This is a genomic window from Melioribacteraceae bacterium, from assembly GCA_030584085.1.
In the GTDB taxonomy this organism is placed as follows: domain Bacteria; phylum Bacteroidota; class Ignavibacteria; order Ignavibacteriales; family Melioribacteraceae; genus SURF-28.
On the sequence record CP129490.1, the window covers coordinates 1,642,914 to 1,655,465 of the forward strand.

Annotated in this window: 19 protein-coding genes and 1 tRNA gene; 10 read left to right on the forward strand and 10 right to left on the reverse strand. The window is 33.9% G+C overall.

From position 1 onward, the window contains the following. Positions 1–343: 343 nt before the first annotated feature. Positions 344–565, forward strand: a complete 222-nt coding sequence (locus QY331_07465) for a hypothetical protein (GenBank protein ID WKZ71089.1) — start codon at positions 344–346, stop codon at positions 563–565. Further along, entirely contained in the window at positions 562–837 is a 276-nt protein-coding gene (locus QY331_07470) for a type II toxin-antitoxin system RelE/ParE family toxin (protein ID WKZ71090.1), read from the forward strand. Before QY331_07465 ends, QY331_07470 begins: the two co-directional genes overlap by 4 nt. Here QY331_07470 and QY331_07475 read toward each other — a convergent pair whose 3' ends face one another. Next, a complete protein-coding gene (locus QY331_07475; GenBank protein WKZ71091.1) occupies positions 838–1,029 on the reverse strand; it encodes a hypothetical protein in 192 nt (63 codons plus the stop codon). It lies immediately after the preceding gene. A gap of 1,375 nt (positions 1,030–2,404) precedes the next feature. Between QY331_07475 and wecB the strand changes: the two genes are divergently transcribed. Further along, positions 2,405–3,529, forward strand: coding sequence for a UDP-N-acetylglucosamine 2-epimerase (non-hydrolyzing) (gene wecB / locus QY331_07480; GenBank protein ID WKZ71092.1), 1,125 nt, complete (start codon positions 2,405–2,407; stop codon positions 3,527–3,529). 154 nt (positions 3,530–3,683) lie between these two features. On the opposite strand, the gene QY331_07485 is transcribed toward wecB, so the two are convergent. The 3 genes from QY331_07485 to QY331_07495 all read right to left on the reverse strand — a co-directional run bounded on the left by QY331_07485 (position 3,684) and on the right by QY331_07495 (position 5,292). Continuing rightward, positions 3,684–3,764: transfer RNA gene (locus tag QY331_07485), tRNA-Met, on the reverse strand. Continuing rightward, on the reverse strand, positions 3,733–4,839 hold the full coding sequence (locus QY331_07490) for a tyrosine-type recombinase/integrase (protein WKZ71093.1): 1,107 nt from the start codon (positions 4,837–4,839) through the stop codon (positions 3,733–3,735). The genes QY331_07485 and QY331_07490 overlap by 32 nt, the downstream gene beginning before the upstream one ends. Positions 4,840–4,941: 102 nt before the next feature. Further along, positions 4,942–5,292 carry a hypothetical protein gene (locus QY331_07495; protein WKZ71094.1) on the reverse strand — a complete coding sequence of 117 codons (351 nt, stop codon included), beginning with the start codon at positions 5,290–5,292 and terminating at the stop codon, positions 4,942–4,944. A gap of 342 nt (positions 5,293–5,634) precedes the next feature. Here QY331_07495 and QY331_07500 point away from each other — a divergent pair, with 342 nt between their 5' ends. The 5 genes from QY331_07500 (at position 5,635) to QY331_07520 (ending at position 8,114) form a co-directional block, all read left to right on the forward strand. Continuing rightward, on the forward strand, positions 5,635–5,802 hold the full coding sequence (locus tag QY331_07500; GenBank protein ID WKZ71095.1) for a hypothetical protein: 168 nt from the start codon (positions 5,635–5,637) through the stop codon (positions 5,800–5,802). Continuing rightward, positions 5,799–6,203, forward strand: a complete 405-nt coding sequence (locus QY331_07505) for a DUF4373 domain-containing protein (GenBank protein WKZ71096.1) — start codon at positions 5,799–5,801, stop codon at positions 6,201–6,203. The genes QY331_07500 and QY331_07505 overlap by 4 nt, the downstream gene beginning before the upstream one ends. Before the next feature lie 121 nt (positions 6,204–6,324). After that, the gene (locus QY331_07510) at positions 6,325–6,825 is read left to right on the forward strand and encodes a hypothetical protein (protein WKZ71097.1); all 501 of its coding nucleotides are present in this window, start codon (positions 6,325–6,327) and stop codon (positions 6,823–6,825) included. Positions 6,826–7,305: 480 nt separating this feature from the next. After that, positions 7,306–7,665: a hypothetical protein gene (locus QY331_07515; protein ID WKZ71098.1), complete on the forward strand. Its 360-nt coding sequence runs from the start codon at positions 7,306–7,308 to the stop codon at positions 7,663–7,665. A gap of 233 nt (positions 7,666–7,898) precedes the next feature. After that, on the forward strand, positions 7,899–8,114 hold the full coding sequence (locus QY331_07520) for a hypothetical protein (protein WKZ71099.1): 216 nt from the start codon (positions 7,899–7,901) through the stop codon (positions 8,112–8,114). Positions 8,115–8,154: 40 nt separating this feature from the next. Here QY331_07520 and QY331_07525 read toward each other — a convergent pair whose 3' ends face one another. From QY331_07525 to QY331_07550, 6 genes are all read right to left on the reverse strand, one after another. Then, positions 8,155–8,370, reverse strand: coding sequence for a hypothetical protein (locus QY331_07525; GenBank protein ID WKZ71100.1), 216 nt, complete (start codon positions 8,368–8,370; stop codon positions 8,155–8,157). Then, the gene (locus QY331_07530) at positions 8,363–8,638 is read right to left on the reverse strand and encodes a hypothetical protein (protein ID WKZ71101.1); all 276 of its coding nucleotides are present in this window, start codon (positions 8,636–8,638) and stop codon (positions 8,363–8,365) included. Before QY331_07530 ends, QY331_07525 begins: the two co-directional genes overlap by 8 nt. A 49-nt stretch (positions 8,639–8,687) precedes the next feature. Next, positions 8,688–9,095 carry a very short patch repair endonuclease gene (locus QY331_07535; GenBank protein WKZ71102.1) on the reverse strand — a complete coding sequence of 136 codons (408 nt, stop codon included), beginning with the start codon at positions 9,093–9,095 and terminating at the stop codon, positions 8,688–8,690. Beyond that, positions 9,095–9,925: a helix-turn-helix domain-containing protein gene (locus QY331_07540; GenBank protein ID WKZ71103.1), complete on the reverse strand. Its 831-nt coding sequence runs from the start codon at positions 9,923–9,925 to the stop codon at positions 9,095–9,097. The genes QY331_07535 and QY331_07540 overlap by 1 nt, the downstream gene beginning before the upstream one ends. A gap of 2 nt (positions 9,926–9,927) precedes the next feature. Continuing rightward, positions 9,928–11,121, reverse strand: coding sequence for a DNA (cytosine-5-)-methyltransferase (gene dcm / locus QY331_07545; protein WKZ71104.1), 1,194 nt, complete (start codon positions 11,119–11,121; stop codon positions 9,928–9,930). 117 nt (positions 11,122–11,238) lie between these two features. Then, the gene (locus QY331_07550; GenBank protein ID WKZ71105.1) at positions 11,239–11,421 is read right to left on the reverse strand and encodes a hypothetical protein; all 183 of its coding nucleotides are present in this window, start codon (positions 11,419–11,421) and stop codon (positions 11,239–11,241) included. A gap of 85 nt (positions 11,422–11,506) precedes the next feature. On the opposite strand from QY331_07550, the gene QY331_07555 reads away from it, so the two are divergent. Together QY331_07555 and QY331_07560 are read left to right on the forward strand one after the other, a co-directional pair. Next, positions 11,507–11,971 (forward strand): hypothetical protein, encoded by a 465-nt coding sequence (locus QY331_07555; protein WKZ71106.1) that lies wholly within the window; start codon positions 11,507–11,509, stop codon positions 11,969–11,971. A 47-nt stretch (positions 11,972–12,018) separates the two neighbouring features. After that, positions 12,019–12,477: a hypothetical protein gene (locus QY331_07560; GenBank protein WKZ71107.1), complete on the forward strand. Its 459-nt coding sequence runs from the start codon at positions 12,019–12,021 to the stop codon at positions 12,475–12,477. The last annotated feature ends 75 nt before the right edge of the window (positions 12,478–12,552 follow it).

The following is a 12,552-nucleotide window of genomic DNA, read 5'->3' on the forward strand; positions in this document are numbered from 1 at the left end:
TGTGTCCCGCCTTTGATTTTCCTTTTGCCCTTTGCCGTTTGACTTTATACATTGTGCACTATTCCAATCATCAATTTATCTTTGTGGCACTCTGTGTGTACTCTGTGCTACTCTGTGTCCCGCTTTTTACTTTTCCAATTTTCACTTTACACTTTGCCTTTAGCTTTCCCATCTTTCCATTAATCCATCATTCCAATATTCCTGATGAGTGGAATGCCTTATCATTTATTCCACGTATTCACCGGGTCCAATCCGCCGTTATATTGATCTTTCGGAATGGCTTGTTTGTTTATTCTTTTACGCGATTTTTTTTATATTAGTACAATAATTATTGAGAAAGCAAATGAACACCATTACAATAAACAGAAAAGAATTAAAGAAAATAATCCGTGAAACTATGGAAGATGTATTTAACGAAAAAAAAGAGTTCATTGGTGACGCAGTTGTTGAAGCAATGGAAGATGTTGCTCTTGGTAGGGCAATAGAAGTTGGTCGCTCTGGTCAATATGTTGATACTGATGAGTTTAAGAAAAAACTCACATCTAAAATAGCTCGTTTAAAATGAATATTTTAATTGATAAAACTTTTGCAAAAGATATAAGCCGGATAAAAGATAAAAAAGTTCTACAAAATATTAAGCATCTCATTTCCATTTTAGAATCTTCTGAATCACTTTCAGAAATCCCTAATACAAAAAAGATCAAAGGTTATAAAGAATTTTTCAGGATAAGAGTTGGTGAGTATAGACTTGGTATTGAAAAATATGGCGACGAAACATTATGCTTAATCCGCCTTTTACACCGAAAAGATATTTATAAATATTTTCCGCAAAAATAATTATACATTAACTTTGTTCACTTCTTTGAAATCTATTTTACTCAACGGTCTAAAACCAACCTTCGACAGCACATCTGCATTGTATCTGCAGACCTTACCTCTACGCTGTACTATAACCTCTCGACTTTGTGACCGCTTATAACTTTCTCCTTTCAATTTTGAGCTTTGGATTTTTCCCTGTACCACAGTCATTCCGGCCTCAGAGCCGGAATCTAGACAAAACATCCTGTCCTTTACCCAACGCTTCATTCCAACTTTCCAGTTTTCCATCTTTCCAATATTTCAAAACCAATATCACCCCTTCGGGGTTCATTATCATTTGTATTCGTCTGTTTTTTTATAAATCTTTCACCCCTTTGGGGTTTCTCACACAGTACATCTTTCGCCATTCTTTGTGGCACTCTGTGTGTACTTTGTGCCTGCCCGCCTTTGGCGCGGATACTCTGTGTCTTGCTTTTGACTTTCCTTTTTCTCTTTGTCTTGTGCCACTGTCATTCCGGCATGTGGAGCGCTTCTCCACCCACACTAATCCAACAGCAGCATCCCGACTCGTCGGGACCTCTAGCCGGAATCTCTACCCAACGCTTCATTCCAACTTTCCAGTTTTCCATCTTTCCAATATTCCAAAATCAATTTCACCTCTTCGGGGTTTATTATCATTTGTATTCGTCTGTTTTTTTTATAACTGTTTCACCCCTTCGGGGTTTCTCACACAGTAAATCTTTCGAACTTCTTTGTGGCACTCTGTGTGTACTCCGTGCTACTCCGTGTCCCGCTTTTGACTTTCCTTTTTCTCTTTGTCTTGTGCCACTGTCATTCCGGCATGTGGAGCGCTTCTCCACCCACACTAATCCACCAGCGACATTCCAACTCGTCGGGACCTCTAGCCGGAATCTCTACCCAACGCTTCATTCCAACTTTCCAGTTTTCCATCTTTCCAATATTCCAAAATCAATTTCACCTCTTCGGGGTTTATTATCATTTGTATTCGTCTGTTTTTTTTATAAATGTTTCACCCCTTCGGGGTTTCTCACACAGTAAATCTTTCGAACTTCTTTGTGGCACTCTGTGTGTACTCCGTGCTACTCCGTGTCCCGCTTTTGACTTTCCTTTTTCTCTTTGTCTTGTGCCACTGTCATTCCGGCATGTGGAGCGCTTCTCCACCCACACTAATCCACCAGCGACATTCCAACTCGTCGGGACCTCTTAGCCCGAATCTATACCCAACGCTTCATTCCAACTTTCCAGTTTTCCATCTTTCCAATATTCCCAAACCAATATCACCCCTTCGGGGTTCGTTCTCGTTTTTCCATTTGCATGTTATAAATCTTTCACCCCTTTGGGGTTTCTCACACAGTAAATCTTTCGAACTTCTTTGTGGCACTCTGTGTGTACTCTGTGATACTCTGTGTCCCGGTTATGCTTTTGATTTTTGTTTTTCTTCTGTCTCCTTACTCCTGAATTCTGAATTCTGTGTTCTTAATTCTGCTTCCCAAAATTCGCAAAATCATCCATTTTCCTTTATCTTTACTTCTTTAATACTAAACCATTAACAAGGATTCTAATTTTGAAAATAATTTCAGTAGTTGGTGCTCGCCCAAATTTTATGAAAGTAGCACCACTTCACCGCGCATTCAAAAACATCTCAAATCTCACGTCTCATATCTCAAATCTCAAGACTGACATCTCGCATCTCATCTGCCATACCGGTCAACATTATGATGAAAAAATGTCTAAAGTATTTTTTGATGATCTCGAGTTACCGCAACCCGACTTTTACCTCGGAGTTGGAAGCGGCTCTCATGCCGAACAAACCGCTAAGATAATGATAGAGTTTGAGAAAATTTTACTAAAAGAAAAACCTGATTTAGTTATTGTAGTTGGTGACGTTAATTCAACAATTGCTTGTTCACTTACTGCGGTAAAACTTCATATTAAAGTTGCCCATGTGGAAGCCGGATTAAGAAGCTTCGATAGATTAATGCCCGAAGAAATAAATCGATTGTTAACCGATTCTATTTCAGATTATTTGTTCGTTACAGAGAAAAATGGACTCGAAAATTTGAAAAGGGAAGGGGTAGATGATTCAAAAGTTTTCTTTGTCGGTAATACGATGATCGACAGTCTCGCTTATTATCAATCTAAAGCGGATCACTCTGATGTATTACTTAATTATAATTTAGAATCGCATAATCATGTTTTATTAACTCTTCACCGCCCAAGTAATGTTGATACTAAAGAGAATTTAATAGAATTAATAAATTTCATAAATCAAATCGCGGATAAGAGAAAAATAATATTTCCGATACATCCACGTACTTTAAATAGTATCAATAAACATTCACTCAATCATTCAATCAACCAATCCGTGGTATTATGTGATCCTATCGGTTATATAGACTTTATAGCATTAATAAAAAATGCCGAGTTGATTGTAACTGATTCCGGTGGAATTCAAGAGGAATCAACTTATCTCGGTGTACAATGTATAACACTACGTAATTCTACGGAGCGACCAATCACTTGCGAAGTCGGGACCAACCAACTATTAGGAAATGATCTGCCAAATGCCCTGCAAGCTTCATTAGATGTATTGGACGGTAAAATCAAAAAAGGAACCATTCCGGAATTGTGGGATGGTCACGCAGCTGAGAGAATCGTCAAGATAATAGTAGAAAAATTATCCCAATAGTTGTCACACTATTATTAGAATCTTTGAGAAACTTTGTGTCTTCTTTGTGCAACTTAGTGTTACGCGTTTGCCTTAGAATCAGGATTCTGTATTTTTTAACTAAACTATATTAAAAACAAAAACCTCGATCACAAAATGTAACCGAGGTTTAATGTGGGCCCAGATGGACTCGAACCAACGACCCTCTGATTATGAGTCAGAAATTACTTGCGTTTTTTAACTAATTTCAAACGATTTCTCTTAGTTGTGTCTTTTTCTGTGCCCTTTATGACACGACTTATCTCTTCTCCCATTCTTTTTAAGTCGACATTTAGATAGTATCTTTCTGTAGTTTTTATGTCCTTATGCCTCGCAATCTTCTGCACATAATAGATATCAACACCATCATTCGCTAACCGAGTTAAAAAGGTTTTTCTTAACTCATGAATTGAATAATGGGGATATCCTTCTCTCTCCAAAAATCTTCTAAAGAATTTCAACGAATCAATTCTCTGATATGGTACAACCTTTCCAGATCTTTCCGCTTTACTATAATTAATTTCATAAAACAATTCTAGCTCCGGATGCAAAGGGATCTTATCAACTCTCCGTCCTTTTGTGTTTGTGACATAGAGTATCTTTCTTTTTAAATCAAAATCTTCATGCTTCAATCTGATTAATTCTCCGGCTCTTAATCCGGTCATGACTAATAACTTGATCGCTTTATATTGATCTCTGTCATGCACTCGAAGTTTGGTTAAGATTTCATCTAGCTCATAATCCGGTATTACATTTATTCTTTTGGGTGTTTTATCTTTTATTGGGAATGGATTTGTAGTTACATATCGCTGCTTTTTATAATACTCGAAGATGATCCGCAGATGTCGAAAGATTATTTCAATTGTGTTCTTTGATTTCTCTCTTACTTCTTCTACAACTTTTCCTTCTTCATTTTTCTTCTTTACCTTTTTGAACTTGATGAACTTTTCAAATTCATCAACTAAATCTTCATCTACTTTGTGCAACTCAATATCGCCGGCAAAATTCAAAAATTTATCATGAACATAATTATACATCTCAATAGTTCTTTCTGATCTATTTCTCTTTGTGGAAAGAAATTCTTCAAACGAATTGGATAAATATTTTCTGTGGACTTTCTTTATGATGGGATGAATCCCGGTGAGAATTTCTGCTTCTTTTTGTTTTAATATTTTCCGCGCTATTTTCCGGTTTTCGCGAGAGTCTTGTAGACCTAAAGATTCCCGAAATCTTTCCCCGTTAACCGAATATTGAATCCAAAGTATTTTTCCTCTTGGGAATATACGTGCCATCTTTAATCAAACAATGCCTTTATTATTATAGATGAAATTCCGAACCAATTCATTGCTACTTCCATCAGTTTATCAGTAATTCTACTTAGCTTAATAAATTCTTTATTCTTTAATCCTTTCATTTATTTCTATTGCACGATTCAATTGTTCTATAACTTTATCTTTTGCCTCTAATAATTTGTCTAAATCTTTTATATAGCTATTCTTTTCATAAATTATAGTTTTTAATTCTTTAATTATATCAGCGTAATTTTCTATTTCTCTTTCTGAGGTTATCATATTTTCGGAGAAAATTATTCCTTCCTTTTGTAATATTGCCTTAAATCGAGTACTGGGATTTTTAATCCATTTACTAAGTTGGGTATCTAATATTCCCGCTTTTTTTGCAAATTCCTTAAGCGTAGGATAATGCCTTAGGATCGCCTCTCTTATTTCCTCTGAGTTCATTTCCATTGTTTAACCTTTCTTTTACTTTCTCTATATTGTGTAAACTTGACATTACTTTCCTTTTTTTATATTTTCATATAAGTTTTTCACATGTTCAACTTAACGAATATTTCTTTTTATGTCAATATCTTATCGAGGATTTAACATAGATAAACTATCCCTTTCGATTTCGGAAGCCTCAAGACTCCTCAATTTAGATCGTGAACTCGTAAGACAAAAAATTAAAACCGGTGAATTGGAAATCTTCCTAACACCTGGAAGGATTCAAAGAAAAGTTTCTACTAAATCTGTAATAGATTTTCTTCTAGATAATACATTTCAACAATCACAATTTAAGGAAGCTATATAATGAGCAAGAAAAAGAGAGACCTTTCTAAAATCGTTCACCTTGATAAAACCATTCACGGTAAACTGAAAATGTTTGTAACTAAGAAACAAGTACAAGGTGAACAAACCTCAATTGCAATCGAGGCAGAGAAAGCAATCTTGAACCATATTAGCAATTCAGCGGCATGAAAAAAAATATAAGCTTCTATTCGCATTATGTTAATTCCCATAATCATTGGAAGTTCAAACTGCTTCGCTCCAAATACGGTTGGTCCGGAGAAGGAAAATTCTGGGCTTTAAATAATATGATTGCTGATTCGGATAATTGCCTGCTTAATCTAAATCGAAAAAATATTAAAGCTACAGTTGCGAACGATCTTGATTTCAATCTCAAAGAGTTAGATGAGTTTGTAAAATTTCTTTTTGAGGAATGTGAACTTATTAAAAATCTTGATGGGAATATCTACACAGAAAATGTTCGCGAAGATTATACAAGGGTTATGAAAGAAAGAGAAGCTGCCAGAATTCGAAAACTTAAGAGTTCGCCCGAACTTTCCACGAGTTCGCTAAAACTTTTCAAAAGTTCGTGAGACCAAAACAACAGAGAGAGAGAAAGAGAGAGAGAAAGAAAGAAGGGTAAATTATCAACAAAATGTGGATAACTCCCCTTTCGAACTTTATGAACTTTATAAACTTTTTAACTGAGGTATCATGAAATATGAACCACTAAAATTTAAGTTCTTGTCCGACGATAAAATATTCTGTGCGTTTCAAATAAAACGAAATGGGGATGAATACGATCAATACAACTTCACAACGGTTGATAAACCTACACCGGGATTATTGAATCAAGTAATGTTATTCAGAAAACACGTTCTCAATCTTTGTGAACTAGATATAACCGAAGATGAAATTCATAAACTAGAAATCAAATCATTCTCTTTTAGTTGGTCCGGTGAGAAACATATAATGGGATGTACTGTTTGTGCAGCTCGTAAATTATCAGCATCCAACACTCCATTAATCCTTAACACTCCCCACAAAATTGAAGACTTCCATGCGGAACATGGGGATGAAAAACAATTGCTCCCTTCTAAAATGGTTAATGATATTTATGAATTAATGTTACATATAAATTCATTTATAGATGGAGAAAGAGAACAATTAAATCTTTTCTCAGAATTGATCGCTATGCGAAAAAAAGCCGGGTAAACATGGCTAACTGCAAAGCATGTAATAAAGAAATCTATTTCTTAAAAACTAACAACGGAAAATTTATTCCGGTTAATGCAGATAGTCTTAATGATTCTGAACTGTACGATCTCCAAAACAAGATGAAAAGATTATTCGATTCAGAAAGACACGTCACTCACTTTACTGATTGCCCTAAGTCAGACAAATTTAGGAGAAAAGAACAATGACTTTCGAAAACTTCTTTATCCTCAGCGCATTAATACTTTCATGTTTCTTGATTTCGTTTATTATCAGTTACAAACTTCTCTACAATTATTTCAAACGGAATAATTCACACTTGATTAACCGGCATATCGAGGACATGCAAATATATCTTAATACAAACAACCGAGTAAAAATATTAGAACGCAGAATCAAAAAAATTATTTCTGCTTTTCGAAATGAAAAGAAAAGCAAAAACGATATCCTTAACATTTTACACAATGAAGAAAAAATGTCATGGAAATAAATAACATTTATCAGTTTCTAAAGATTCTAGGTTACGGACAATCCGCAGCTAAAACGAGTGAAGAACTTTGGATCGCTGCAGATAAGCCGGGATCTATTTCATCATTCCGGCGAAAGCTGAGAATATTTTCACACGAAGCAAGATTGCAAGGTCATTGGGTTGTTGCTGATGATAATGGTTACTATCACGCAATGAATAAAGATGAATGGGAAGCTTATAAAAAGAGAAGATTAAATTCCATAGTGGATGAAATGAAAGCAATTGCTAACTGTGACCGTGTTGCAATCGGTGATCTCGTTAAAAATATTTTTGCAATTAAAATTGATAACCCAAACTATGAACTCTTTTGAAATGAAAACCAAGTACAAATTCCTTCACTTCGAGGAAGTGCCTTGTTTGTTTGGTGACTCATATTACTATGTGAAAAACAAACGGAATCACATTTTGGGTAATGTTGAATTTTACGCCGACTGGGATTGCTTCGCCTTTTTCCCTAATGGTGGTTACGTTCTCGATGCGCAATGTCTTTCAAACATCACAGACTTTCTAATTCAATTAAATCTATTAAATAAATGAGGTAAGCATGAATAAATTCTATCAACTAACACACCCTTCATCAAAAAACTTTGCCAAACAAATTGCAGCTAACATTAATAAAGACCATCCTAATTCAGCATTCACTAAAGATCAAGCCGGTGGATTTGTTGTTTTAATCAGCATGGATTATTACAATTACTGTAAGGACTATGTTAAATCGCATTGTAGGATTAAGCCGGAAGAGATGAGGCGATCTGCATGACCTGCATTGTGAAACTCATTTAACCGAATTACAAAATATTCTAAATTTTTGGTTCCTCAATTTTTTCAAGCCATTCCAATAAAGATACTTCAACTGGTGGATAATCTAGTCCGGTATCTAATGCTCTTATCTTAACCCTTCCACCATCTGGGTTTTCAATTAGTTCATATTTTAGATTATCATTTCTCCTGAACTCCGGTCTTATCTTGACAATTTCACCTTGTTTAGACATACCAACACCTATTACCTTAGTCATATTTTTTGATTTTGTATTCATGATAATCTATTGCTTCCAGCATAAATTTGTCTACGACATTGCCATTTTTCAATAATCTTATTTTAAATTCCTTTGAAGCCCTTTCAAAATCTTCGAAAATATTTTCATCTAACATATTTTTAGAGCTGACCTCAACGCCTTCGAGTTCAACTTTGTAGCCCTGTTTTTCGAGTTCTGCTACAATTACCACAAGTCCTGAATTCATGTTATCATTATTCAAGGCATTAAATAATTTTGTTACTTTCATTTCGTCTACTTTTTATTTGCAAAGTAAAAAAAATACATCAAAAGAGCAGCTAATTTTTATTTAGTTGCTTTAATAATTTTGTAAACACTTTTTCAAAATTATTTTTTATATCGTATTCCCATACTCTAATCACTTTCCATCCTTGATCCCGAAGAATCCGATTAACTTTTTTGTCTCTTTCTCTATTACGATTAACTTTGTTATCCCAATATTCAGTGTTCGTTTTAGGTCGTACGTAACTTTCTGGATGTCCATGCCAGAAATCTGAATCTACAAAAACAACAATTTTTTTCCTTCTAAAAACAAAATCTGGTTTGCCTTCAATGCTTTTTGGATGTTGTGAGAAATATACTTTTCTTTGTAGTAATGCTTTTGCAAATACTCGTTCTGGTTTTGTGCCCTTAGAACGAATGTTTTGCATATTTTTTTTTCGTTGTTCTAGTGTAAGATTATCCACTATATTAAATTATTAATAAAAACATTCCACTCTTCTCTCGTCTTTGCAAGCTCTCCCACAGCCTTAATATAACTTGGTTGGATTTGCGTATTTGAGATTGGAAGAATATTTACAATACCATCGCTTAATAATTGTTCTCTTGTCGCATAGCCACATATTTGAGCTTCCATTATAGAAAAATCGGGTATGATTGATGTCAAATTTTTCAGTGAATCATGTTGTTTGAGTATTCGAATAAAATGGTTTAAAAATAAATCTACTCGCGTAAATACATATATGTCTGAACTTCGATTTATATCATCAACTTCATTGGCAGAAACAACCAACCACACATTTTTTATTTTACTTGTTTTTATTGATACTCTTTGCTTAGGTGGATTTGCTAATCGTCTTCCATTTCTTGTTATAATTATTTCTGTTATATCCTGTCCAACGACTTCATCTCTGAGTTCGAAATCTAGTTTTATTTCTATTTGAAATTCTCTGAATAAAAATTTTTTTAATGCTGTTTCTCCTAGCTTACCTATAACGAAATTTGTAATAAATTTGCCTGCATCTCTTTGCTGTGAAGTACCAAAGTCTGAAGTCGAACGATATTGATAAAAACTTCTAATTGCGAATTCCAAACACTCGATATAATCATCTCGGTCTAATAATACAGTTGAGAATATTTTCTGATTTTTCCATTTGTCCAAATCCTCAATCAAAATTGTGTTTGATCTTCCCCGCTTTTTAAACGGAATTTCCCGGCCAGCTTTGACATAGTTTTCTAGATACTTTCTTGTAATTTCTAAATAACTTGCTGCATCGTTAAAATTAAGGTATTCCAAGATTATGTCTCCTCAAATAGATTATTTTGCACATTATTAAGTCTATCACTTAGGTTGCCATTTTCGATAAAATTATATTTTTCCCCATAGATTGTTTTAAGTATTGCTTCGAATATTATAGTAGCTAATTTTGGTGGAACTGCCATCCCAATCTGTTTTCTTACACTTTCTTTATTTCCTTCAAAAATAAAATTATCCGGAAAAGTTTGTAATCTTGCCCGTTCTCGATTGGTTAATGCTCTAGGTTCTTCCCAATGGTAAACATGAGTCCCGCCTCCACCGCTCCCAGTAATTGTATATGAGGGTTCGTCTGGATGAAGCCTCCTATAAATCTGGCTCAATTTTGCACCTTTAACTTTTAAGGCTAGTTCACCAGTTAAGCCACTGTTCCACGCATTATATCCCGGTTTAATTCTTTTGAGTCGCTCTACCACAACATCAGATTGTTTAGTAAACTCATTATTTGCTGTGTTTTTGGGGATGTGTTTCAATGCAGTCTTTACAGATATAAACTTATTTGGTGTATGTGTAACAGCTGGGACTTTAAATTCAAGACCAGAATCAGATCTAAACCCGACGATAACTATTCTATGTCTTTTTTGAGGAACTCCATAATCTTCTGCTTTATATAAATGGACGGAAAGGTTGTAGAATAACTTTGAATTATTTCCCCATGGGTAGCGCAGTTCAGTAAGTATTTGATCAAAAGCTTTTCCATCATTTGATGATCTTATCCCTCCGACATTCTCTGCAACAATAAATAATGGTTTTTTCCTTTTTATAATTTCAATACCGTAACTATATAGTCCACCAAATTTACCATTAATACCTTTGGATTCTCCAACTATACTAAAGTCATTGCATGGGAAACCATAAACAAAACCATCAATATCTTCAAGTCTATCTATATGCTGCACTTTTATTTTTTTAATATCATCATTAATTATCAGATTTTTACTCTCAAACTCTTTCTTATCAACAATTTTCTCAAGCTCTTGAAAGCTAATTATTAGTCCTTTATTACCGAATATATTTCTATTAAAAGTGGTGCAACTCCAATAATCATAATCATTAGCCCAAACATGAGCAAATTTAATGTCCTTCTTTTTATTCTTTATTGATGCAAAGTGTGAACCTAAAGCTAACCCTCCCGGCCCACAATAAAGTTCGCCAATTTTATATAGATCCTTCTTCATATCAAACCATTTCTAACTTTTTGAATAATACTCTTATGCACTATTGTTCACTCACAAATAATTTAATATAAAAGCTAACCAAACGGTATCTTAAATTCAATTTTCTAATCGTGTTAATCAATTCATCTTCGTAGAATCCCTCAACTTCTTCTCCATCTGTTCACGAATGCTTTTTATCTCCAGCAAGTACTCATTATCATCAGTAATCTTTTTGCGGATAAGAATATTCGTCAACGCTTCCAACTGAATCATATTACTTACAATTAACTCTTCCCAGTTAACCGGACTTTCTTTTTTCATTATTACCTCATTTTTTATTCATGCGCTTTATATCTTTACAATTTATTTTTAACTTTAGAAAAATATTTCATAATTACAAAGGTACATGAAAAATTCCAAGTCATATCAGCAACAGCTCCTCGATATATTAAAAGAGAAAAATATTTCACTAAATGTTGTTGCCAATCTTGCCGGTAAATCTCGTCAATCTGTCCGTGGAATGTTTAATACAAATCTATCAAACATGAGAGAAGACACATTCCTTTTTTATAAGAATATTATTGATTCGGTAGATACTGATAATTACTATGAAAAATATGTTCGTGGACCGGTTTCTGTTAAGAAAATTCCTCAAAAGGGTACGTGTAAAAATAAAATTCTGATCAACCAGTTTCTAACCACCCACGGTATAAATAAAGCATTTGCTGCAAGGATTTGTAACCTTACACCTTCTTATTTTAATGCAAAAACTAGTCTTAGTAATCATTATAAACTTGACGATAAAAAAGCTACTGAGATAATCTCTAAACTTGAAGAGTATGTAAATTCGGAAGATAAGTATAACTTATGAGTTACAAATAACTAAATTACTTGATTCATGAAATAACGAACTATCTTATGACTAAATCTCCATCTCGAAAAGAACAAATAAGAAATTTATTAAAACAAAAAAATATATCTATTGCAGTTCTTGCAATGCATATCGGTAAATCACGTGGTTCACTTAATTCAGTCTTGAAGTCGCCTCATAGTTTGTCAGAAGAAGATTTTAAGTACTACAAAAAAAGTATTGAATCAATCGATACTGAAAATTATTATGAGAAATATGTTCGTGGTGCTGAACTCCCTAAAAAAGAATTGATACCTTCTGAAAACGATCACAAGCAAAAGATTCGTGATTTCTTAAACGAACATAATATAAAAGCTCCATTTGCAGCTTTAATCTGTGGTAGAACAAGGGCAAGTTTTTCCTCTCTTATCAATCGTTCATCTATTCAGAGAATCAGTGACGATCTTTATATGGAAATTATTTCAAAGCTTGAGGAGTATGTAAAGAATAGAGATGCTAATAAATAAGCTGGTTTTATTTTTATAATTATGAATTAATCCTTATCTTATTTTTTATGGAAATAGTTTTGGAAATATTATTAC

Excerpts from the sequence above, each read along its gene's own strand:
- QY331_07470 (WKZ71090.1), top strand. The coding sequence starts at position 562 with ATGAATATTTTAATTGATAAAACTTTTGCAAAAGATATAAGCCGGATA.
- QY331_07505 (WKZ71096.1), top strand. The coding sequence starts at position 5,799 with ATGAAAAAAAATATAAGCTTCTATTCGCATTATGTTAATTCCCATAAT.
- QY331_07530 (WKZ71101.1), bottom strand. The coding sequence starts at position 8,638 with ATGAAAGTAACAAAATTATTTAATGCCTTGAATAATGATAACATGAAT.
- QY331_07515 (WKZ71098.1), top strand. The coding sequence starts at position 7,306 with ATGGAAATAAATAACATTTATCAGTTTCTAAAGATTCTAGGTTACGGA.
- QY331_07520 (WKZ71099.1), top strand. The coding sequence starts at position 7,899 with ATGAATAAATTCTATCAACTAACACACCCTTCATCAAAAAACTTTGCC.
- QY331_07560 (WKZ71107.1), top strand. The coding sequence starts at position 12,019 with ATGACTAAATCTCCATCTCGAAAAGAACAAATAAGAAATTTATTAAAA.
- QY331_07490 (WKZ71093.1), bottom strand. The coding sequence starts at position 4,839 with ATGGCACGTATATTCCCAAGAGGAAAAATACTTTGGATTCAATATTCG.
- QY331_07465 (WKZ71089.1), top strand. The coding sequence starts at position 344 with ATGAACACCATTACAATAAACAGAAAAGAATTAAAGAAAATAATCCGT.
- QY331_07510 (WKZ71097.1), top strand. The coding sequence starts at position 6,325 with ATGAAATATGAACCACTAAAATTTAAGTTCTTGTCCGACGATAAAATA.
- QY331_07525 (WKZ71100.1), bottom strand. The coding sequence starts at position 8,370 with ATGACTAAGGTAATAGGTGTTGGTATGTCTAAACAAGGTGAAATTGTC.
- QY331_07550 (WKZ71105.1), bottom strand. The coding sequence starts at position 11,421 with ATGAAAAAAGAAAGTCCGGTTAACTGGGAAGAGTTAATTGTAAGTAAT.
- QY331_07475 (WKZ71091.1), bottom strand. The coding sequence starts at position 1,029 with ATGACTGTGGTACAGGGAAAAATCCAAAGCTCAAAATTGAAAGGAGAA.
- dcm (WKZ71104.1), bottom strand. The coding sequence starts at position 11,121 with ATGAAGAAGGATCTATATAAAATTGGCGAACTTTATTGTGGGCCGGGA.
- QY331_07495 (WKZ71094.1), bottom strand. The coding sequence starts at position 5,292 with ATGGAAATGAACTCAGAGGAAATAAGAGAGGCGATCCTAAGGCATTAT.
- QY331_07555 (WKZ71106.1), top strand. The coding sequence starts at position 11,507 with ATGAAAAATTCCAAGTCATATCAGCAACAGCTCCTCGATATATTAAAA.
- QY331_07500 (WKZ71095.1), top strand. The coding sequence starts at position 5,635 with ATGAGCAAGAAAAAGAGAGACCTTTCTAAAATCGTTCACCTTGATAAA.